The 20,262-nt window shown below is 44.6% G+C and carries 19 protein-coding genes and 9 tRNA genes; 21 read left to right on the forward strand and 7 right to left on the reverse strand.

Annotation, left to right across the window (positions count from 1 at the left end; genetic code table 11):
- Positions 1-35: 35 nt before the first annotated feature.
- Positions 36-1,121, reverse strand: a complete 1,086-nt coding sequence (prfA, locus tag MHN09_RS11755) for a peptide chain release factor 1 (RefSeq protein WP_239240848.1) — start codon at positions 1,119-1,121, stop codon at positions 36-38.
- A 15-nt stretch (positions 1,122-1,136) separates the two neighbouring features.
- Positions 1,137-2,411 (reverse strand): glutamyl-tRNA reductase, encoded by a 1,275-nt coding sequence (gene hemA, locus MHN09_RS11760; protein WP_014949017.1) that lies wholly within the window; start codon positions 2,409-2,411, stop codon positions 1,137-1,139.
- A gap of 131 nt (positions 2,412-2,542) precedes the next feature.
- Between hemA and lolB the strand changes: the two genes are divergently transcribed.
- The 19 genes from lolB to MHN09_RS11855 all read left to right on the forward strand — a co-directional run bounded on the left by lolB (position 2,543) and on the right by MHN09_RS11855 (position 13,533).
- Positions 2,543-3,169: a lipoprotein insertase outer membrane protein LolB gene (gene lolB, locus MHN09_RS11765; RefSeq protein ID WP_049588857.1), complete on the forward strand. Its 627-nt coding sequence runs from the start codon at positions 2,543-2,545 to the stop codon at positions 3,167-3,169.
- Positions 3,169-4,035 (forward strand): 4-(cytidine 5'-diphospho)-2-C-methyl-D-erythritol kinase, encoded by an 867-nt coding sequence (gene ispE, locus MHN09_RS11770; RefSeq protein WP_049588856.1) that lies wholly within the window; start codon positions 3,169-3,171, stop codon positions 4,033-4,035. The genes lolB and ispE overlap by 1 nt, the downstream gene beginning before the upstream one ends.
- A gap of 33 nt (positions 4,036-4,068) precedes the next feature.
- A tRNA-Gln gene (locus MHN09_RS11775) sits at positions 4,069-4,144 on the forward strand.
- Between the two features lie 33 nt (positions 4,145-4,177).
- Positions 4,178-5,125 (forward strand): ribose-phosphate pyrophosphokinase, encoded by a 948-nt coding sequence (locus tag MHN09_RS11780; protein WP_014949014.1) that lies wholly within the window; start codon positions 4,178-4,180, stop codon positions 5,123-5,125.
- Positions 5,126-5,380: 255 nt separating this feature from the next.
- On the forward strand, positions 5,381-5,863 hold the full coding sequence (locus MHN09_RS11785) for a ribose-phosphate pyrophosphokinase (RefSeq protein WP_239240851.1): 483 nt from the start codon (positions 5,381-5,383) through the stop codon (positions 5,861-5,863).
- Between the two features lie 124 nt (positions 5,864-5,987).
- Positions 5,988-6,989, forward strand: coding sequence for an NAD(P)-dependent alcohol dehydrogenase (locus MHN09_RS11790; protein WP_049588854.1), 1,002 nt, complete (start codon positions 5,988-5,990; stop codon positions 6,987-6,989).
- A gap of 366 nt (positions 6,990-7,355) precedes the next feature.
- Positions 7,356-7,988 (forward strand): 50S ribosomal protein L25/general stress protein Ctc, encoded by a 633-nt coding sequence (locus tag MHN09_RS11795; protein ID WP_014976150.1) that lies wholly within the window; start codon positions 7,356-7,358, stop codon positions 7,986-7,988.
- Between the two features lie 5 nt (positions 7,989-7,993).
- Positions 7,994-8,575 (forward strand): aminoacyl-tRNA hydrolase, encoded by a 582-nt coding sequence (pth, locus tag MHN09_RS11800; protein WP_014976149.1) that lies wholly within the window; start codon positions 7,994-7,996, stop codon positions 8,573-8,575.
- 41 nt (positions 8,576-8,616) lie between these two features.
- On the forward strand, positions 8,617-9,708 hold the full coding sequence (gene ychF / locus MHN09_RS11805; protein WP_014949009.1) for a redox-regulated ATPase YchF: 1,092 nt from the start codon (positions 8,617-8,619) through the stop codon (positions 9,706-9,708).
- 283 nt (positions 9,709-9,991) lie between these two features.
- A complete protein-coding gene (locus MHN09_RS11810; protein ID WP_239240854.1) occupies positions 9,992-10,834 on the forward strand; it encodes a peptidylprolyl isomerase in 843 nt (280 codons plus the stop codon).
- A gap of 171 nt (positions 10,835-11,005) precedes the next feature.
- A tRNA-Met gene (locus MHN09_RS11815) sits at positions 11,006-11,082 on the forward strand.
- A 35-nt stretch (positions 11,083-11,117) separates the two neighbouring features.
- Positions 11,118-11,202 (forward strand) — tRNA-Leu (locus MHN09_RS11820).
- 4 nt (positions 11,203-11,206) lie between these two features.
- Positions 11,207-11,282: transfer RNA gene (locus MHN09_RS11825), tRNA-Gln, on the forward strand.
- 34 nt (positions 11,283-11,316) lie between these two features.
- Positions 11,317-11,401: transfer RNA gene (locus tag MHN09_RS11830), tRNA-Leu, on the forward strand.
- A gap of 2 nt (positions 11,402-11,403) precedes the next feature.
- A tRNA-Gln gene (locus MHN09_RS11835) sits at positions 11,404-11,479 on the forward strand.
- 52 nt (positions 11,480-11,531) lie between these two features.
- Positions 11,532-11,608 (forward strand) — tRNA-Met (locus MHN09_RS11840).
- Between the two features lie 34 nt (positions 11,609-11,642).
- A tRNA-Leu gene (locus MHN09_RS11845) sits at positions 11,643-11,727 on the forward strand.
- A 4-nt stretch (positions 11,728-11,731) separates the two neighbouring features.
- Positions 11,732-11,807 (forward strand) — tRNA-Gln (locus MHN09_RS11850).
- Between the two features lie 319 nt (positions 11,808-12,126).
- Positions 12,127-13,533 (forward strand): alanine/glycine:cation symporter family protein, encoded by a 1,407-nt coding sequence (locus MHN09_RS11855; RefSeq protein WP_014949007.1) that lies wholly within the window; start codon positions 12,127-12,129, stop codon positions 13,531-13,533.
- Between the two features lie 171 nt (positions 13,534-13,704).
- On the opposite strand, the gene MHN09_RS11860 is transcribed toward MHN09_RS11855, so the two are convergent.
- Positions 13,705-14,361 (reverse strand): cupin domain-containing protein, encoded by a 657-nt coding sequence (locus MHN09_RS11860; protein ID WP_049588852.1) that lies wholly within the window; start codon positions 14,359-14,361, stop codon positions 13,705-13,707.
- Between the two features lie 50 nt (positions 14,362-14,411).
- On the reverse strand, positions 14,412-15,032 hold the full coding sequence (locus tag MHN09_RS11865; protein ID WP_080986466.1) for a flavin reductase family protein: 621 nt from the start codon (positions 15,030-15,032) through the stop codon (positions 14,412-14,414).
- 92 nt (positions 15,033-15,124) lie between these two features.
- Here MHN09_RS11865 and MHN09_RS11870 point away from each other — a divergent pair, with 92 nt between their 5' ends.
- Entirely contained in the window at positions 15,125-15,682 is a 558-nt protein-coding gene (locus MHN09_RS11870; protein WP_014976142.1) for an acyl-CoA thioesterase, read from the forward strand.
- A gap of 69 nt (positions 15,683-15,751) precedes the next feature.
- On the opposite strand, the gene MHN09_RS11875 is transcribed toward MHN09_RS11870, so the two are convergent.
- Positions 15,752-18,316, reverse strand: a complete 2,565-nt coding sequence (locus MHN09_RS11875; protein ID WP_014978882.1) for a TonB-dependent receptor — start codon at positions 18,314-18,316, stop codon at positions 15,752-15,754.
- Positions 18,317-18,908: 592 nt separating this feature from the next.
- Positions 18,909-19,079 (reverse strand): hypothetical protein, encoded by a 171-nt coding sequence (locus MHN09_RS11880; protein WP_014949001.1) that lies wholly within the window; start codon positions 19,077-19,079, stop codon positions 18,909-18,911.
- A gap of 247 nt (positions 19,080-19,326) precedes the next feature.
- On the opposite strand from MHN09_RS11880, the gene MHN09_RS11885 reads away from it, so the two are divergent.
- The gene (locus MHN09_RS11885) at positions 19,327-19,509 is read left to right on the forward strand and encodes a hypothetical protein (protein ID WP_014976139.1); all 183 of its coding nucleotides are present in this window, start codon (positions 19,327-19,329) and stop codon (positions 19,507-19,509) included.
- Between the two features lie 161 nt (positions 19,510-19,670).
- Here MHN09_RS11885 and MHN09_RS11890 read toward each other — a convergent pair whose 3' ends face one another.
- Positions 19,671-20,192: a carboxymuconolactone decarboxylase family protein gene (locus tag MHN09_RS11890; RefSeq protein WP_239240857.1), complete on the reverse strand. Its 522-nt coding sequence runs from the start codon at positions 20,190-20,192 to the stop codon at positions 19,671-19,673.
- Positions 20,193-20,262 lie beyond the last annotated feature (70 nt).

The raw sequence follows: 20,262 nt of genomic DNA on the forward strand, positions 1-20,262 counted from the left end.
GTTTTTCTATAAACAGTTTGTTTAACAAGACAGCGTTATTCGTCAGAAAGAGAGGCCAGCAGATCGGCCTGATGCTCTTGCAAAATTGGGTCGATAAGCTGTTTCAGATCACCTTCCACCACTTCATCTAATCGATAAATAGTCAGGTTGATACGGTGATCGGTTACACGTCCCTGCGGGAAGTTATAAGTACGAATTCGCTCAGAGCGGTCGCCGCTACCGACTAGGCTCTTACGGGTAGATGCCTCTTCTGCTGCACGCTTTTCTTCTTCAATCTGATTTAAGCGCGCTTGAAGTACCGACATCGCTTTCGCACGGTTTTTGTGCTGTGAGCGCTCGTCCTGACATTCCACTACCAAGCCTGTTGGCAAGTGGGTAATACGAATAGCCGAGTCGGTTTTGTTAACGTGCTGACCACCCGCACCTGATGCACGGAAGGTATCGATGCGAAGCTCTGCAGGGTTAATTTCAATTGCCTGCGACTCTGGAATTTCTGGTAATACCGCCACGGTACATGCCGAGGTATGGATACGGCCTTGTGATTCGGTTTCTGGTACACGCTGTACGCGGTGACCGCCCGACTCGAATTTCAATACGCCGTACACGCCATCGCCGCTAACATTCGCAATGACTTCTTTATAACCGCCGTGCTCACCTTCATTGGCGTTAACCAACTCTAAACGCCAGCCACGACTTTCGGCATAACGGCTGTACATGCGGAACAAGTCACCTGCAAATATTGCCGCTTCGTCACCACCTGCACCTGCGCGAATTTCCAAGAAACAGTTGTTATCATCGTTAGGATCTTTTGGCAGGAGTAGCACCTGAAGTTCAGTTTCAAGGCGTTCAATTTCCGCCTTGGCATCTTTCATCTCTTCCTGTGCCATCTCGCGCATTTCAGCGTCATCTTCGTTCAACATTTCCTGCGCTGAAGCCAAGTTTTCTTGTGCTTGCTGATAAGCATTAAAGCCTGCCACTACATCTTCTAGCTGACTGAACTCTTTTGACAAGTTGCGAAACTTATCCTGATCGCCGATAACTCCAGGGTCGCCTAACAACGCCTGAACTTCTTCGAAACGCTCGACTAAGTGTTCGAGTTTCCTAACTACCGACTCTTTCATATGCTTCTTATTACCTTATTTATTATCGTCTGACGAAAAGTCAGATAAATCTAATGCCTGTCCCATCCATCGGCTCAATGCCGGGTCATCGTGCATGGCAGCCTCGCGTAACGCTAAGGTTGTTGGGTGCAATAGCGTATTGGTTAATTTATACGCCATTTCTTCTAATACCGTTTCGGCATTTTTACCTTCCGCTAATTGCGCTTTGGCTTTTTCCACAATATCGTCACGCTGTGCCATGCCTTTTTGGCGATACTGTCTTACTAAATCTATCGATTGCTGCGACTGCTTCCACGTCATGTAGTCGCCAGCTTGTTTGTCGATGAGCTTTTCGGCTTCTTTTGCTGCTTGCTCGCGGTTTTCTAAATTCTTCTGAACAATATGCTGCAAATCATCAACGGTATAAAGATAGGCATCGCCTAGCTCGTTAACCTCTGATTCGATATCTCGTGGTACTGCAAGGTCAACCAAAAACATCGGCATGTTTTTGCGCTGCTTAAGGGCTTTCTCAACCATTCCCTTGCCTATTAAAGGCAGTTGGCTTGCGGTAGAGCTTATCACGATATCGAAGTCTTTTAAGTGCTCTGGCACTTGCGATAAGGTAAACACACTCGCATCTAGTGTTTCGGCTAAGGCTTCTGCTCGCGCTACGGTTCTATTCGCCACCGCCAAACAGCTCACGCCCTGCTCTTTCAAATGCTGAGCCACAAGTTCAATGGTTTCGCCAGCTCCTACTAATAACACTGAACGTTTTGGTAGTTCAGCGAATATATGCTTGGCCAACTGAACGGCTGCATAAGCCACGCTTACCGCGTTTGCACCTATATCTGTTTCACTGCGAACTCGCTTCGCCACCGAAAACGTATGTTGAAACAGCTTATCAAATTCGCTGCTCACCATACCTGAGTGTTTTGCATCACCAAACGCCTGCTTCACCTGACCTAAGATTTGAGGTTCTCCCAAAATCAGTGAATCAAGTCCGCTGGCTACACGCATAATGTGCTTTACCGCTTCATCCTGCGCGAGCACATAGCTGTTATTGGCAATCTCTTCTACATCCAAGTGATGGAAGTCACTTAACCATTGTAGAAGCTTTTGGCCGGTGTCGTCTTGAGTATTAACGTATAGCTCAGTGCGGTTACAGGTCGATACAATGACAGACTCATCTACGCCTTCCAGCTTTTTTAAACTCGCAAGCGCTTCCACCAGAGAATCTGGTGTAAAGGCCACTTTTTCGCGAAGTGCTACTGGTGCTGTTTTGTGGTTAATACCGAGGGCGAGTAAAGTCATTAAAATCTGTGCTGGCAACGTCGGAGCGGCATTGTACGAAAAACCCAAAATGATTGAAAGTGTTGGTGAAACTGTGTTCCCATAATGTCACAATTAAATGTGTTTTATTTTTATACAGGTAACGCGCCTTAATGATTCGCTTTATTTCCCTACTGTTGTTTCTCTGCTTCGTACTGAGCGCATGCACAACCGCTCCCAAAGGCCCAGAAAACGCGGTAAACCTCACGGCCCAACTTGAAAAAGTTGCTGAAGTACATCAGTGGCAAATGCGCGGAAAAATTGCATTTCGCCAAGGAAAGGAAGCGGCCAGCCTTAATTTAGTCTGGAAAAACGATTCCGGTGATTTTGATTTTCGATTAACCAATTTTCTAGGGGTAAGTCTGGTTAACCTTAACGTTACCCAGCAGCAGTCGGTATTAGAGGCTGACGGTGAAACGTATGTAGATGCTTTACCAGAACCACTTATTTATCAGATTACGGGAATGGTCATTCCGGTGGAATCACTATTGTCTTGGGTAAAAGGCTTACCGCTAGACGGTGATAAATTCACCCTAACTGAAAAAGGGTTGGTTAATACCCTTGAAAGCTATTGCCAAGGTTGCCGCAATTGGCAAGTTGCTTACGGTAACTACGGTAGTATTGAGCTAGATGATGGCACATCTGTATGGTTGCCTCACAGCATAACGCTTACCCAGAATGAAACGCCGGACATGCCTAATACTCAGCTTAAAATTAAAATTTATCAGTGGACTCTGTAGTGAACTCATCTGTTTCAGAACATAAAGATTGGTGGCCTTCCCCTGCTAAACTGAATCTTTTCTTGCATATACTTGGCCGCTACGACAACGGCTATCACCAGCTTCAAAGTCTGTTTCAAATGCTGGATTACGGCGATGCACTCGCCTTTGACATAAGTACAGACGACACAACCATACGCATGGAAACCCCACTGGATGGGGTTCCAGACGATGACAATTTAATTGTAAAAGCAGCGCGACTGCTGGCAACAAAAACAAAATGTGATAAAGGTGCCGTTATTTCGTTAGACAAGCGCCTTCCTATGGGGGGCGGAATTGGCGGGGGTTCATCGAATGCGGCAACCACGTTAGTGGTGCTTAATCACCTTTGGAACACAGGGCTAAGTGAAGATGAACTGGCTGAGCTTGGGTTATCTTTAGGCGCTGATGTACCTATTTTTGTGCGAGGTCTAACGGCATTTGCAGGAGGCGTTGGAGAAGAGATAACGCCAGCTCCCCAAAAAGAACAGTATTTTCTTGTAGCGAACCCAAATGTTCATGTCAGCACAGCCGAAGTGTTCACCTCGCCGGATTTGCCCAGAAATACACCTGCGATACGTTGGGAAGACTATAAATTTGAAAAAACTTGGAATGATTGTCAGCAATTAGTCGCGAATCGCTATCCTGAAGTTGCAAAATTATTACAGTGGTTGGTACACTACGCACCGTCGCGAATGACGGGCACAGGTGCATGCGTGTTTGCCACTTTTTCTGACTACACTTTAGCCGAACAAGTTAGGGCTCAAATGCCTGAAACTTGGCAGAGTTTTGTCGCAAAAGGTGTGAATCGCTCACCACTATTAGACAAATTAGAACAACAAAGATAGCGTGTACGCCACATCGGACAAGAACTTAAAAATTGGGGTATAGCCAAGTTGGTAAGGCAGCGGGTTTTGATCCCGCCATTCGTAGGTTCGAGTCCTGCTACCCCAGCCAAACCTCTTTTATCAACGCACTGAGGAACCACTTGTGCCAGATATGAAGCTCTTTGCAGGTAATGCCGTACCAGAACTTGCCCAGAAAGTTGCCGATCGCCTCTACACCAAACTTGGAAATGCCAAAGTTGGCCGTTTCAGTGACGGTGAAATCAGCGTAGAAATTCATGAAAACGTCCGTGGCTCGGACGTTTTTATTATCCAGTCTACGTGTGCGCCTACTAACGATAACCTTATGGAACTTATTGTGATGATCGACGCACTACGTCGCGCATCAGCTGGTCGTATTACAGCAGTAATTCCTTACTTTGGTTATGCACGCCAAGACCGTCGTGTTCGTTCAGCTAGGGTGCCTATTACTGCGAAAGTAGTGGCTGACTTCCTGTCTAACGTTGGTGTTGACCGCGTACTTACTATCGACCTACACGCCGAACAAATTCAAGGTTTCTTTGATGTTCCGGTGGATAACGCATTCGGTACTCCTATCCTTCTTGCTGACATGGTAAGACGTGATTTTGCCGACCCTGTAGTCGTTTCTCCTGACATTGGCGGTGTTGTACGTGCACGTGCTACTGCGAAACTACTTAACGACACCGACCTTGCCATTATCGATAAGCGTCGCCCTAAAGCGAACGTGGCTCAGGTAATGAACATCATTGGTGACGTAAAAGACAGAGACTGCATCATTGTCGATGACATGATTGATACAGGCGGTACGCTTGCAAAAGCAGCTGAAGCACTTAAAGCACATGGTGCGCGTCGTGTTTATGCTTACGCAACTCACGCTATCTTTTCAGGTAACGCTGCAAACAATCTTAAAGAGTCTGTTATTGACGAAATTATCGTTACCGACTCTATCCCATTAAGTGCAGAGATGAAGCAAATTGGAAAAGTAAAACAGCTTACTTTATCTGAGATGCTTGCAGAAACTATTCGTCGCATCAGCAACGAAGAGTCTATTTCAGCAATGTTTGAATACTAAAATTTAAATATTGTTACTCCTACAAAAGAGCTGGCCCATGTAAGTGGCGCCGGCTCTTTTTTTACCTTTCTTTTTTCTTTGAAAGCGAACATCACCTTAAAAATAAGAACAGTACATCAAGCCAAACACATTCCGTTTAGGCCTTAAATATACTTTATTGCCGTTTTCCGACTCGTTAATGTGACTTTCTTTTCATCTATTTTAGGTTTAACGTTAAGAATTGTTGCGCGTTAAAACTACTATGAAGGACATAAAATGAAAACAAAAACACTATGCCTTGTTGCAGTAATTACTGCCCTCTTAAATACAACGGGCTGCTCTGGAGATGACGACTCAGTGAAACAAGCAGATCTTGAGAAACAAGGAACTGAGATGAAAGACAAATCTTCCACAGTTCAAGCTAATGATAAGAGTTCTATGCCCAAGGAACTGGTAGCCGAACCTGTTACCCAGGCTGAAGCAGTAGAAGATAATGCAAAAGGTGAAATGACTATGAAGGGTAGTATTATTTATAAAGATCTCGAAGGCGGTTTTTACGCTTTTATTGCTGAAAATGGCGATCGTTATACGCTACATGGTTTAGATGAAACCTATCAAAAGAACGGCCTTGTTGTGGAAGTTAAAGGTACGCCTAAACCTGATATGATGACCTTTACGCAATTCGGTACGGTGCTTCAAGTATCAAGCGTTAAAGTACTCGATACCAGTAAAGTCATTGATAACCTGCAAACACAATGATCGTGAATATTGCTTTGCGTGTAGCAAATTACTGACAAAAATAATTAAGCTAGCGATTTAGCAATTATAGAATTTTTGCTTACGCGTTAATGTTGCGTAGCAACACTTAAAAGGACGGTTATTGATGATTAATGCATATGCCGCTAAAGAAGCGGGTGGAAAACTAGAAAAGTTTCAATACGACCCCGGTAAGCTTGGTTCACATGATGTTGAAATAGACGTTGAAAGCTGTGGTATCTGCCACAGCGACCTAAGCATGCTCGATAATGAATGGGGCATGACAGAATATCCCTTTGTACCTGGTCACGAAGTTGTCGGCACAATTAGCCAAATAGGTGAACATGTAACGTCACTTAAGGTGGGACAGCGTGTCGGTTTAGGCTGGCATTCAGGCTACTGCAATAGTTGTAGAACCTGCGAAGAAGGCGATCATAACCTGTGTGCCGATGCTACGATGACCATAGGTGGTCGTCACGGTGGATTTGCAGATAAAGTGCGCGCCCAAGCACGTGCCGTTATTCCCCTTCCCGATGCTATCGATAGTACAAAGGCAGGCCCTCTTTTTTGCGGAGGTATTACCGTCTTCAACCCATTAGTCCAGTTTGGTATTAGTCCTACCAGTGAAGTGGGTGTAGTTGGTATTGGCGGCCTGGGTCATCTTGCCCTGCAGTTTTTAAATGCATGGGGATGTAAGGTAGTCGCGTTCACTTCTAGCGAATCTAAAAAGACGGAAGCGCTAGAGCTAGGTGCGTCAGATACGATTAATAGCCGTGATGAAGATGAGATAAAAAAAGCGCGCGGTCGGTTTGACTTAATTATTTCAACCGTAAATGTAAAGCTTGACTGGAACTTGTACCTATCTACATTGGCACCGAAAGGCCGGCTTCACTTTGTAGGCGCCACCCTTGAACCTCTAGATATTGGTGCATTTAACTTAATTGGTGGTCAGAAAAGTGTGTCAGGCTCGCCAGTGGGAAGCCCCGCGACCATTAAAACCATGCTAGATTTCGCTGCACACCACAATATTGAACCTGTGACCGAAACCTTCAAGTTTGATGACGTAAATGAGGCTATTGCGCGATTAAGAGAAGGTAAAGCCCATTACAGAGTGGTGCTGACGAAGTAAACGCTTGTGTAAAGAGTTGCTATGTTCCTAAGGCTTGTTGACCTTATCAAGCCTTGGGAAAAAGACAATTAGCGGTCAAGTTAGTCTTCACAAAATGCTTTTTTCTATAAATATGATAGAAGCGCGCCAAGGTGCGCTTCTTTTATTGTGAGTAACGCAAATACTTGCATTTGCTTAGTTGGATATTTTATCTGCCTTTGTAATTGTATGTTTTGGTAGGTGGTGTTAGAATTCGCCGCCCTTGAATTTTGGGTTGGTGTTTTATTGCGCATAGAAAGTTATTTTTAAACGTAATTCACATCATTTTACCGTGGGTTTTGGTCGCAAAAATCCACATCATTAGACTTATATTTTTGGAGACAGACAATGTCTGAAGCAAATTTCAAACTAGACGCTTCTGTTCGTACAGACCTAGGGAAAGGTGCGAGCCGCCGCCTACGTCGCGAAGATAAGCTTCCTGGTATCATCTACGGTGGTGAAGAAGCACCAGTTTCTATCACACTAGATCATAACAAAGTAAACAACTCTGCTGACTTTGAAGCGTTTTATTCTCACGTTCTTGAGATTAACCTTGACGGTAAAGTTGTTGAAGTTCTAGTTAAAGATATGCAACGTCACCCGTTCAAGCCAAAGATCACACACATTGACTTCCAACGTGTAATCGCTGGTCAAGACGTTCACACTAACGTACCACTTCACTTCGTAAATGAAGAGAAATCTGCTGCTGTTAAAGCTGGCGGTATTGCTGAGCACCACGTAACTGAAATCGAAGTTACTTGTCTACCTAAGAACCTTCCTGAGTTCATCGAAGTAGACATGGCTGGTGTTGAAATGGGTCAAACGCTACACCTTTCTGACCTAACTCTTCCAGCTGGCGTTTCTTCAGTTGAACTTGCGAAGAACGACGAAGCTCACGACCTAGCGGTTGTAACTGTTAAGCCTGCTCCTAAAGCGGCTGACGCAGAAGAAGACGGCGAAGAAGCAGCTTCTGAGGAATAATCCTCTTGGCTGATATCCGCCTTATCGTGGGTCTGGGTAATCCAGGCCCCGAATATGAAAATACCCGACACAATGCCGGTGAATGGTTTCTCAACCAACTAGCCGACGCCTACAACGCCCCGCTAAAACCAGAAACCAAATTCTTCGGTAAAACTGCTCGCATTACCATTGCAGGCAAAGATATCCGTTTGCTCTACCCCACTACCTTTATGAATAAAAGTGGACAAGCCGTAGCAGCACTGGCTAACTTTTACCGCATAGAACCAGAACAAATATTAGTAGCGTTTGACGAGTTAGATTTACCCCCAGGTGTTGCAAAATACAAAGTGGGCGGAAGCTCTAGTCAAAATGGCGTACGTGACATTGTGGCTAAAATGGGTAACAACAAGAATTTTTTGCGTTTGCGCATAGGTATTGGTCATCCAGGTCATAAAAGCCGCGTTACCGGCCATGTTCTTGGAAAACCACCAGCAGAAGAAAAAGCAGCCATTGAAAGTGCCATCGATGAAGCGGTACGCTGTACAGAAATTTTGCTTAAAGAAGACCTTAAGCAAGCACAAAACAGGTTACACTCGCACAAAGGGTAAACCTAGCCAGTTATCACTTTTCCAAACTAAGGATCCATACCATGGGTTTTAAATGCGGTATTGTTGGCCTACCAAACGTAGGTAAATCAACACTTTTCAATGCATTAACTAAAGCAGGTATTGAAGCGGCAAACTTCCCGTTTTGTACTATCGAGCCAAACACAGGTGTTGTTCCTGTGCCAGATCTTCGTTTGGACAAGTTGGCTGAAATCGTAAAACCTCAGCGCGTTATTCCTACTACCATGGAATTCGTAGATATTGCTGGCTTGGTTGAAGGTGCTTCTAAAGGTGAAGGTTTAGGAAACAAATTCCTTGCTAACATCCGTGAGACTGACGCTATTGGTCACGTAGTACGCTGTTTTGATGATGAGAACATTGTTCACGTTGCAGGTCGCGTTAGCCCTAAAGACGATATCGATGTTATCAACACCGAGCTTGCACTTGCCGACTTAGAAACAACAGAAAAAGCACTTCACCGTGTTGCTAAGCGCGCAAAAGGTGGCGATGCTGAAGCTAAGTACGAAATGAAAGTGCTTGAGAAGATTAAGCCGCACCTAGACGAAGGCTTGTTACTACGTTCACTTGAGCTGACTAAAGAAGAGCTTGCGGCAATCAGCTACATGAACATGCTGACCCTTAAGCCAACCATGTACATTGCAAACGTGAATGAAGACGGTTTTGAAAACAACCCGTACCTTGATCAGGTTAAAGAAATTGCAGCAGGCGAAAATGCCACTGTAGTTGCAGTGTGCGCGGCAATCGAGTCTGATATTGCTGAGCTTGAAGACGACGAACGCGAAGAGTTTATGCAAGACATGGGTCTAGAAGAACCAGGTCTTAACCGCGTAATTCGTGCGGGTTACAGTCTTCTTACACTACAAACCTATTTTACTGCAGGCGTAAAAGAAGTACGTGCGTGGACCTTCCCTGAAGGCTCAACTGCACCACAAGCGGCAGGTAAAATTCACACCGACTTCGAAAAAGGCTTTATTCGCGCTGAAATCGTAGGCTACGAGCACTTCGTTGAGTTCAATGGCGAGCAAGGTGCGAAAGACGCAGGCAAATGGCGTTTAGAAGGTAAAGACTATATTGTTAAAGACGGTGACGTTATTCACTTCCGCTTTAACGTGTAATTTCTATTGTAGAAATTAGCACTGTTTACTAAAGCCACCGCAAGGTGGCTTTTTTGTTTCTAGCGAATAATTGTGAAGCGCACATAGGCCTGATATAACTAGAAAAAAACTAACGGCCTTTGCAATGACTTTTAATCAGTTTACCTCATCGCACCCTTTAACTTTACCTTGCAGCAAATCACAGCGAGCCAAACGATTTTCAGTATTAAGAACCTCAATTAAAGTGTTGTGCTTGTTAAGCCTGGCTAATTTTTCTTTTGCCAGTGAACCTCAAACTAATCCAGTGAATTCACAAATCAATAGCGACGCTGTTGAAAAGGCACCAGCATTAGCGAGTAACACCGCCAGTTGGTATCAAGTACGTCACAGTAATACTGTGACGTTTAAAACAGCGTATGGTGATGTGGTTATTGCGCTTCACCCTGCCCTTGCGCCGAAACATGTGGCCAGATTTAAAAGTTTAATAGACGCAGGCTTTTATAACGAACAAGCATTTTATCGTGTAGTAGACGGGTTTGTGGCACAAGCAGGCAGTAACGATACTCACGATGCCTCAAAATTTCCGCCGACACTGTTTAAGCCAATCAACGCTGAATTTACCCAACCGCTCAATAGCAATGTCAACGTAGTTGAGAGCAAAGATATGTTTGCGCCTAACACCGGCTTTTTAGATGGCTTTCCAGTAGGCATTGATCAAAGCCGTAAAGAAATGTGGGGGCTTCACTGCCCAGGTGTTGTGGCTTTTGCTCGCAATAGCGAGAAAGATACGGCCAGTACGGAATTTTATATTGTGATTGGGCAAGCACCACGACACTTAGACAGAAATATGTCGGTCGTTGGTCGCGTACTGCAAGGTATGGATGTGCTTCAAAAGTTGCCGCGAGGAAATATGGACAGAGGTGGCGTTCTAGATGATATAACGCAAGAAAGCAAAATTAAGCAGGCTTTTGTGCATGCAAACAACGCTACACCTTATTTTCTGCAAACACCGCATCATGAAGAATACAAAAAACGGGCAAACACAGGAAGAAACTTAGATAACCCGTTTTTTCATGACAATACGTATGGCCCGCGCCCTATTGACGTATGTTATTACCAAACAAAAACCAGTAACAAAGCGTGGTAAATAGCTAGCTTATTTCGTGCAAGTTGTTCAATTTCACGGCTTTTTGCGCGTATTTCGCCCTAATGCGCACACTTAATGAGCATTTAAAAAAAGTTAGTAAAAAAGGGGTTGACGGTTGCCAGTCATATACGCATAATACGCGCCACTTCCTGAGAGGGAAGAGAATAGCAAGGCTACGTAGCTCAGTTGGTTAGAGCACATCACTCATAATGATGGGGTCGCAAGTTCGAATCTCGCCGTAGCCACCAATTCTCACTTATCTCTTTTAGGAAAGTCTAGCTGCGCGGAAGTGGTGGAATTGGTAGACACGCTGGATTTAGGTTCCAGTGCTTCACGGCGTGAGAGTTCAAGTCTCTCCTTCCGCACCACGACTGGGGTATAGCCAAGTTGGTAAGGCAGCGGGTTTTGATCCCGCCATTCATAGGTTCGAGTCCTGTTACCCCAGCCATTCTTTTTGAATGACTATTATAGCTAGCGTCTACGCGGAAGTGGTGGAATTGGTAGACACGCTGGATTTAGGTTCCAGTGCTTCACGGCGTGAGAGTTCAAGTCTCTCCTTCCGCACCATTTGGGGTATAGCCAAGTTGGTAAGGCAGCGGGTTTTGATCCCGCCATTCATAGGTTCGAGTCCTGTTACCCCAGCCAAATTCTTGAGAAGCCGCTCATCGAGCGGCTTTTTATTGAAGATAAAAGTTTAGGCTACGTAGCTCAGTTGGTTAGAGCACATCACTCATAATGATGGGGTCGCAAGTTCGAATCTCGCCGTAGCCACCAACTTTTACTTATTCCTTAATTGGAAGTCTACATTGCGGAAGTGGTGGAATTGGTAGACACGCTGGATTTAGGTTCCAGTGCTTCACGGCGTGAGAGTTCAAGTCTCTCCTTCCGCACCAATATTGGGGTATAGCCAAGTTGGTAAGGCAGCGGGTTTTGATCCCGCCATTCATAGGTTCGAGTCCTGTTACCCCAGCCATATTCTTGAAAAAGCCGCTCTTTTGAGCGGTTTTTTTGTTTGTACTCTCGTTTTGTTCAGCAAATGTGTTCTTCTCCCCCATGAATGAATAAATTTGCTATATGCGAGTATAAAACGTCATAGTTTCAGTACGTTTTCATTGTCCAATCATTTAATTGTCGTGCTAGTATTGGTTTTTATCGATATAGCTCGGCTTATTCCAAGGTTTAGTAAATACAAGTTTGCTTAAGCCGAAGCGTTTGTTCTGACAACGCACCTGTCATGTTCAGTTCATTTCTACACGCCGAGCAATAATTAAAACAATAACGAAGGAAAGTGCGTGATAAACGAATTCGTTTCATTAGTTAACAATATTCTTTGGGGAGACGGTCAGGTACTTATCATTATGCTGCTTGCATGTGGTATCTGGTTTACCGTTAAACTTGGCGGTGTGCAGCTTAGGCACTTCGGCCATATGTTCAGCCTACTAAAGGGCAGTAACACTTCTACTAAGGATGGGATAAGTTCATTCCAAGCTTTGTGTACCAGCTTATCGGCTCGTGTAGGCACGGGTAACTTAGCTGGCGTCGCGGTTGCTATATCTCTAGGCGGTGCTGGCGCTATTTTTTGGATGTGGATGATTGCCCTTTTAGGTATGGCCACTGGCTTTGCCGAAAGTGTACTAGGTCAGCTATATAAAGTCCGTGACGAAAACGGCGAGTTCCGTGGCGGTCCCGCTTATTACATCAAGCAGGGTTTGAACAAAACCTGGCTTGCAGTCGCATTTTCTCTATGTTTGTTCTTTGGCTACGGCTTTGTCTTTAGCGCCGTTCAAGCCAATACTATTACCGATGCATTAAACAATGCATACTCATTCCCCACGGAATATGTAGGCCTAGCCATTATTGCACTAGCAGCCTTAATCGTCGTGGGAGGCCTTAAAAGCATTGCGCGCTTTGCCGAGTTTGTGGTGCCCTTTATGGGAATTGGCTACGTGCTTGTGGCATTGGCTATTACCTTCATTAATATTTCCGAACTGCCAGCCATGCTGCTCGATATCGTTAAATCAGCATTTGGCTTGCAGGAAGCTGGCGCTGGTGCACTCGGTGCGGCCATTAAAAATGGTATTCAGCGCGGACTGTATTCAAACGAAGCGGGCAGCGGCTCTGTACCGCACGCTGCGGCGAGTGCTGTGCCAAACCCTAATCACCCCGTATCACAGGGTTACATTCAAATGCTAGGCGTTTTCTTAGATACACTCGTGCTATGTACGTCTACTGCCTTCATCATTTTACTTGCTGGCGGTTCAAGCTCTGATCAAATGGAAGGCATACGCCTAACCCAAGATGCGATGAGCAGTCACCTAGGCGAAGGCGGTACTGACTTTGTGGCAGCCGCCATCAGCTTATTTGCATTCACGTCTGTAGTGGCAAACTATGCCTATGGCGAGAGTAACCTGCATATGTTCAAGCTAGATAATAAAATAGGCCGTGCAGTTTACACTATTGGTTATTTAGGCATGATTTACTGGGGCGCACAGGCAGCCCTACCTCAGGTATGGGCCATGGCCGACATGGCGTTAGGCCTAATGACGGTGATTAACATCATCGCTATTGTGTGGATGACTCCTACCATTGTGTCTATCAGCAAAGACTACTTTAAGAAAAAAGACAGTGGCGCAAACATGGAATACAAAGCGGGCGACTGTGAAATACAGGGTAAGTCAGAAGATGGTATTTGGGATTAAGTCCGGCTTTTACTAGGTTAGTGTTTTAAAGTTAGATGTTACCTGGCTAACTTTGACCTAGTGAGATTAAACAAAAGAAAGGCTAACCTCGGGTTAGCCTTTTTCGTTTGTAGCAATTGACCGCAAGTAAAACACTGGTTTTGATTTACCTGCAACAAATGAAATGGCGGCCTACAACGCTACTGGCAAATGCCCTGTCTTCACCCATATTATTGTTTCCTCATCCACGTAAGGATGATGCTGACTCATATGAGGATTGCGCAACCATGTGCCTTTTGGGTATGCACCATGTTCGTCTTTAAATGTACCCGATAGCACAAAAATTTCTTCACCTCCGAAATGCTTGTGAGGCTTAAATACCTCACCAACTGGCCACTTAACTAGCGCCACATGTTCATGCTCAAAGTTGTGTAGCGGCATCACTTGTAAACCGCCCTGCCCTTGCAGCCATTCTGCCGTGTTAGTGTTCACCCTAACCTCAGCCAAATCGCGTTTATCAAACTGATTCAGCTTCACTAAAATAACACAGCCTTCTTTACTGAACGGGCTGTGCTTACTGCCTGGAGGATTGCGCAAGTAAGTGCCTGCAGGGTAATCACCGTGTTCATCGGAAAACACACCTTCAAGCACCAAAATTTCTTCACCATAAGGATGACTGTGCTGCTTAAAGCTCGCGCCAGGCTCGTACTTCACGACGCTAGTTGTATGACCAGACTCTTTTGCTTCACGCTCTAAAGGCTTCCGCCATACCGTAGAAGACGGTGACGCTTGCCACTCTTGCATTTGCGTATTGATCGCTAGGCGTTCATCAAAGTTCATATTTAGCATTTAGGTCACCGGTTAATATTGACGCGTTGTCACTGTTTTATTAAAGACCGTTACTCTGGTCTTAGCATTTCGAAAAAGTTATCTCGGGAAATAGTGTAATAATCGCCTCGTCCGCCACCACGGGTAACTGGCGCACTTTTCAGCGTGCTGTAAACGCCGTTTTCTATGAGTGACTTATCAATGTGTACACCCACTACTTCACCCATGATAAACCAGCTATTCACCTCCTCACCTGAGGCGGTCTTAAGCTGTACCACATCAGTTAGCTTACATTCCATGCTCACCTTACTCGCTTTTACGCGGGGAACGCTTACTACTTCACTTTCTACAGTTTGAAGCCCTGCATGGTCAAATTCACTTTCTTCAGGTGCCAGAGGTTTACTCGTCGTGTTCATCGCATCAATCAAATCTTCCGATACAAGATTCCAGCAAAACTCACCCGTTTCCTGTACGTTTACCAGTGAATCTTTCTTACTGCCTACTACTGAAAAGCCGATAATTGGCGGCGTATAGTTCAACGCATTGAAAAAACTGTAAGGAGCAAGGTTTAACACTCCCGTTTTTGATTTTGTAGAGATCCATCCGATTGGGCGCGGTGCGATGATCGCGTTAAACGGATCGTGAGCCAAGCCATGACCCTCTTTTGGTTGATAAAAATGCGTTTGTGACAAAACCATTCCTTAAAATTTGTGGTAGGGTAAATCTAATACTGATATGAACGCTTATTCGGCGCTTTTCAAGGGCTTAAGGTTAAAGGTTGTTTATGACTGCACGTAATGTCGCTTTTTCAAGAACAAGACTGACTGAATTAATGGTGCCGTCTTTTGCTAATTTTGGCGGTAAGGTGCATGGCGGTGTCATTTTATCGTTAATGGATAAAGTCGCCTATGCCTGCGCAAGTAAACACGCAGGGGCCTATTGTGTAACCGTTACTGTTGATGGCGTCGAGTTTTTACAGCCTGTTGAAGTGGGTGACTTACTTCACCTCGACGCTACCGTTCATTATGTCGGAAACACATCCTTGGTAGTAGGGATAAAAGTCACTACGGAAAATATCAAAACCAACGAGGTCAAACATACCAACAACAGCTTTTTTACCATGGTTGCCAAAGATGATAGCGGCACACCTGTTTCAGTCCCTGAGCTAGAGTTATCTACTCACCATGAAATGCGCAATTTCGTAACGGCTATACGCCGCAGTAAAATTCGAAAAGAGGCACAAGTTAAGCTGCAACGTGATTACGACGCCTTTATTCCCAAAGAAGACTTTGCGCTTTTAAACGAACATCGCTGTGTAGTTACCTTTGAGAAAAATGACTAAGTAACAGGTACAAAAAAAGCCAGTTGCGTATTGATCAACTGGCTTTCAGCACTCAAGAACCGGTGCTAATTAGAAGCTATACGAGACTTTTCCGTAAACAAAACGGCCTGTAAAACCGTACGGCGAAAAGCCTGAATACGGGAATAAGCGCGAGAACGTGGTTACATCATCCACAAGTTCACGGGTTGTTTCTGGGTACACATCAAACAAATTGTTAGCACCAACAGAAACGGTAAGCCCTTCTGTTAACGCAATGCGAACGTCTAGGTCTGTGATCCACTCTGACGGAATGATTTCATTGCGTGCTTCAACTGACGATGGGTCTTCCACTTCACCATAACGAGTAGTGCGTAAGGTTGTTGTGTAGCGGTCATAATTCCACGTAACACCTAAATTCAGTTTGCTGTCAGGCGAAGCCGTTTCGAAGCGACGTAGTTCAACATCATCGAACAAGTTAGCCTGGTCGAAGCCTGCATTTTGCAAAACCTCAGGTGCATCGATAACACTTGTTACTTCGTTATCGTTAAAGTTGGCACCTGCGTTAAAGTTAAACGCACCATAATCTGACGTATTAAGCGTATAGGTAGAAACAATATCAACACCTTCCGTACGCGAATCTATCGCATTTAAGAAGAATCGTGCCTGATTAGCTCCCGTACCCGCAAGTAATGCTTCTATACCCTCACCTGATAGGTTGTTAGACAGCACGATACGATCGTCAATATCAATGCGGTAAAAGTCTACTGTCAGGTTGAAATCGGCAGTTGGCGAGTAGGTAAAACCTGCACTGTAGTTATTCGATTCTTCTGCATCAAGACCTGGGCTGCCCAGCGCTTGCGCAACATCACTTGACGGCGCAAATGTGCCCGTTTCTGTTGGCTCGCCATCAACAAATACCGTCGCGATTGAGGTGAAGAATTGCTGTTGTAGCGATGGTGCTCTAAAGCCGGTTGATACTGACGCTCGAAGTGCAAATGCATCACTCAGGGTTACACGGTGAGACATTTTCCAATTAAACGTGCTGCCGAAGTCAGAATAATCTTCATAGCGCCCTGCCACTGCTACGTTCCAGTTTTCTACAACGTCAGCTTCTACATCCACATAGAAGCTATAGTTATGACGGCTGTTTTCACCTGCAGATTCTGGTGTAAAGCCTGGGAATACTTGCGAACCAGCAGCACCAAACGGGCCGTCTACCGGGTCAGTCACCACGCCGCCAGGTCCAAACGTACCTTGTATGTAAGACCCTTCTTCACCTGCAGTTATTTCATAGCTCTCATGACGATATTCTGCGCCCATGGCGAAGTTCATTTCGCTGTAGAAATACCCGGTATCTACCAAACGTGACGCGTCAGCATTCACAATTGTGGTGTTGTATTCTAGCGTACCCGCGTCAAACTCAGTTTGACTCGTTGGACCTAAAGACGTGTTTAGGGTGTTGATAACACCATACTCAAGCTCATTACCACCATGTGTTACGGACAAGTCGTAATTCCACACATCGCCATAGCCCTTAATACCAGCAAGCAGCGACATATCGGTTATGTCAGTTTGAATAGAAGGTAGGAATCCGTCTGGATAAATTTCAACTACGTTTCGTGAATCTTGAGCTCGACGGTAAAAGCCTCCGCCTACCGAATCACGAGTGCTGTAGCCTGCGGTAGTATAAAACTCAACGCTATCAGTAAGGGCTTTGCCCGCGTTTATGAACAAGGCGTAATCTTCCACCTCACCATTTCCGTAAACGTGATTGTAGCGGTTGACCGTAAGCTCACGAGGGTCTAAGTTGCCGTCCGCGTCTCGCGCATAGTTTTCTCGCTGGTCGTAGTCAGAACGGTTCGCCTGTCCACGGTCGCGGTATTCACCTGATACGTTAACAAAGCCGTCATCTCCCCATTCGAAGCCTACGTTGCCGCGAAGGGTAAAGGTTTGTCCATCGGTTACGTCTCTGTCGCTTCCTTCAGCGAATGCTAAATTACCGTCAGCACCAACACTCACACCTTCAAGGTTAGGCACACCGTCCATTGTTGTAACGTTAGCACCATACGTTGCCGACACTTCACCGCCTTCGGCAGCATCTTTCAAAACAATATTAATAACACCGGCAATGGCGTCTGAGCCGTACTGAGCCGCAGCACCGTCACGCAACACCTCAATACGCTTAATCGCATTAGCCGGGATAGCGTTTAAATCTACCGCTGAAGAGCCACGCCCCACCGAACCATTTAAATTAAGAAGCGCAGAGGTATGACGACGCTTACCATTAACTAATACCAGCGTGTGGTCTGGTGCTAAACCACGCAGCTGCGCTGGTCGTACGTGGTCGGTGCCATCGGTAATAGATGGCTGAGGGAAGTTAAAGCTGGGCAGTAACTGGTTTAAGATCATGTTGGTTTCAGTGAGCCCCGTTGCTTCTATAGATGAAGCATCGATAATGTCGATAGGTACAGGGGAGTCATTGATGGTGCGACCAACGCGACGTGAACCTACAATTTGGATTTGCTCAACATCTTGCTCATCAACAGAAGCTTGCTCCTGTGCAAGCACTGACGAAGAAGAAAAAGCCATTCCTGCAATTGCAGAAGCAATGAGGGAAAGCTTGAAAGCAGAAGCGTTAAATTTTGCCTGTTGCATTGTGTTGTTCCTGAATTCTTTTAAATTTTACTTTTCGAAGTGTGTAGTTTTGTATTTCGTGAATCAAAAACGCGTTGAAATACAATATCTTCTTTCTGTTGTTGGGGTACTGCTAAACGCCAGATTGTCTGATCAGACTTATTATTATTAGAGATGAAAAGCACGCGGTGCTTGAAGGCTGAGTAAATCACAAAAAGATTCGCTCGCACAATACTAAAGTTGTAATAAATCCTTAATATCGACGACAGGCGGAATTTTGAAGATGAAGCGACGGAATCATCTATTGCACTGGTGGTAAGAGGCGGTAGGAAGGTGCCACCTTCACAAAAGGTAATTTGGACTAGAGTACATGAAACAAAAAAAGCGCTCCGTTCAGAGCGCTTTTCATACCAAATTTGCACTAATGAGTGCCAAATAGGCGCTTATGCTTTTTTAAGCTTCTTCTTAAGCTTTTTCAGCTTTCCTTCTTGCTTAGAAATTTTCGCCTTAGTTGCTTTAATCGCTTTTTTTAACTCTTTTTTCTTAGCCATGATGTAAATCCTTATCTTTATTTGTAGTGTTCGCTTCACTCACATAACGTTTAGCAAAGCCGCTATTGATCGCCGTGTTTGGCAATAAATTCTCGAATAAAGTGTCTAACTTCACGAGCAGCAGAAGTGTCTAGGTCTTCGCATAACGCGATAAACTGGGCACGCTCTTCGTCGTTGATTCGAATAATCATCTGACTATTCTTTTTCTTCTTTTTATTGTTTTTTTCAGACACCTTAAATCCTTGCAAATACCAATACCTGCAGTATGTCGTTCAGTGAGAATCTGCAAGTACTACCACATTATTCGAATATAAAATGTATAGCCTATGTATATACATTTCAAGATATTTTGAACTTTTCACCCTTATTTTTCATAAAAGCATAATGCTAGCGTCACATTAGTGACTTCAGGCTAAGCCAAAGTAATCCCAATAAAAATGGAAACAACGAACTTACGTAAAATCAAAAGTGAAGTAGACCATGACACAAACACAATCTATAACTCACCTATCGTGTTTCATCGAAGCAGTGGCTATCGCGAAACAAAATAAATGCAGTAATTGCGACGATTTGAAAACACTGTTGCAGCAAAAGGGATACGAAGAGTTAGTTGCAATGGAAACCGTAGAAGAATTAAGCCCGCAGCTGCCCTTAGCGTCTTAATAGTCGTATTTTGAATAGGAATAGAAAAATGCTGTTTGCGCTTTTTATCTACACACTGTGTAGCCTACTGCTATTCAGCTTTTGCGAGATTGCTCGCAAGCGTTTAAGCCAGAAACAAAAAACGGAAGCCTTGCTTCCGTTTTAAAAGAGCTATCAAATGATTATTTAGGCGACCAATCAAATTTTTTGAAAGGTTCGTCTACAGGCGTATCGGCCAAATGATTGGTATAATTACTCATCACTTTTTGCGCCAATATAAGTATGATTTCTAACAATTGCTGATGCTTGTATCCAGCACTGTAAAATGCGTCAAGCTGCGCATTATCAACATTACCTCGCCCGCGAGTTACAGCCAGCACAGTTTCTTTAAGCGTATTCAATTTGCTGTCAGACAGTGTTTCATCGTTTCGCAACTCTTCAATTAGGTCATCGCGCACTTTCATACTCTTAGCAATACCCGTATGCGCTGGAACGCAGTAATGACACGCGTGCTCTACATTCACTGCCTGCCAAACCACCGTTAACTCTTCTGCATTGAACGATGTTTCTTGCGCTAGTTTATGCAGCACTTGATAGCCTTCAAGCAAAGTCGGCGCTTCTGCCATTACTGCATGTAGATTTGGAATCATTCCAAATGCTGCTTGCGAATTATCAAGTAATACCAATTGTCTTAAAAGTTTGATCTAATAGTGGTATTCATATTCGAGTGATTTTGATATGCATACAGCCGACGACTTTAAACAATTAGCAAAG

It is taken from the genome of Alteromonas sp. MmMcT2-5, assembly GCF_022348315.1.
Taxonomy (GTDB): domain Bacteria; phylum Pseudomonadota; class Gammaproteobacteria; order Enterobacterales; family Alteromonadaceae; genus Alteromonas; species Alteromonas macleodii.

Excerpts from the sequence above, each read along its gene's own strand:
- prfA (WP_239240848.1), bottom strand. The coding sequence starts at position 1,121 with ATGAAAGAGTCGGTAGTTAGGAAACTCGAACACTTAGTCGAGCGTTTC.
- hemA (WP_014949017.1), bottom strand. The coding sequence starts at position 2,411 with ATGACTTTACTCGCCCTCGGTATTAACCACAAAACAGCACCAGTAGCA.
- lolB (WP_049588857.1), top strand. The coding sequence starts at position 2,543 with ATGATTCGCTTTATTTCCCTACTGTTGTTTCTCTGCTTCGTACTGAGC.
- MHN09_RS11785 (WP_239240851.1), top strand. The coding sequence starts at position 5,381 with ATGAAAACAAAAACACTATGCCTTGTTGCAGTAATTACTGCCCTCTTA.
- MHN09_RS11790 (WP_049588854.1), top strand. The coding sequence starts at position 5,988 with ATGATTAATGCATATGCCGCTAAAGAAGCGGGTGGAAAACTAGAAAAG.
- MHN09_RS11795 (WP_014976150.1), top strand. The coding sequence starts at position 7,356 with ATGTCTGAAGCAAATTTCAAACTAGACGCTTCTGTTCGTACAGACCTA.
- ychF (WP_014949009.1), top strand. The coding sequence starts at position 8,617 with ATGGGTTTTAAATGCGGTATTGTTGGCCTACCAAACGTAGGTAAATCA.
- MHN09_RS11860 (WP_049588852.1), bottom strand. The coding sequence starts at position 14,361 with ATGCTAAATATGAACTTTGATGAACGCCTAGCGATCAATACGCAAATG.
- MHN09_RS11870 (WP_014976142.1), top strand. The coding sequence starts at position 15,125 with ATGACTGCACGTAATGTCGCTTTTTCAAGAACAAGACTGACTGAATTA.
- MHN09_RS11875 (WP_014978882.1), bottom strand. The coding sequence starts at position 18,316 with ATGCAACAGGCAAAATTTAACGCTTCTGCTTTCAAGCTTTCCCTCATT.
- MHN09_RS11885 (WP_014976139.1), top strand. The coding sequence starts at position 19,327 with ATGACACAAACACAATCTATAACTCACCTATCGTGTTTCATCGAAGCA.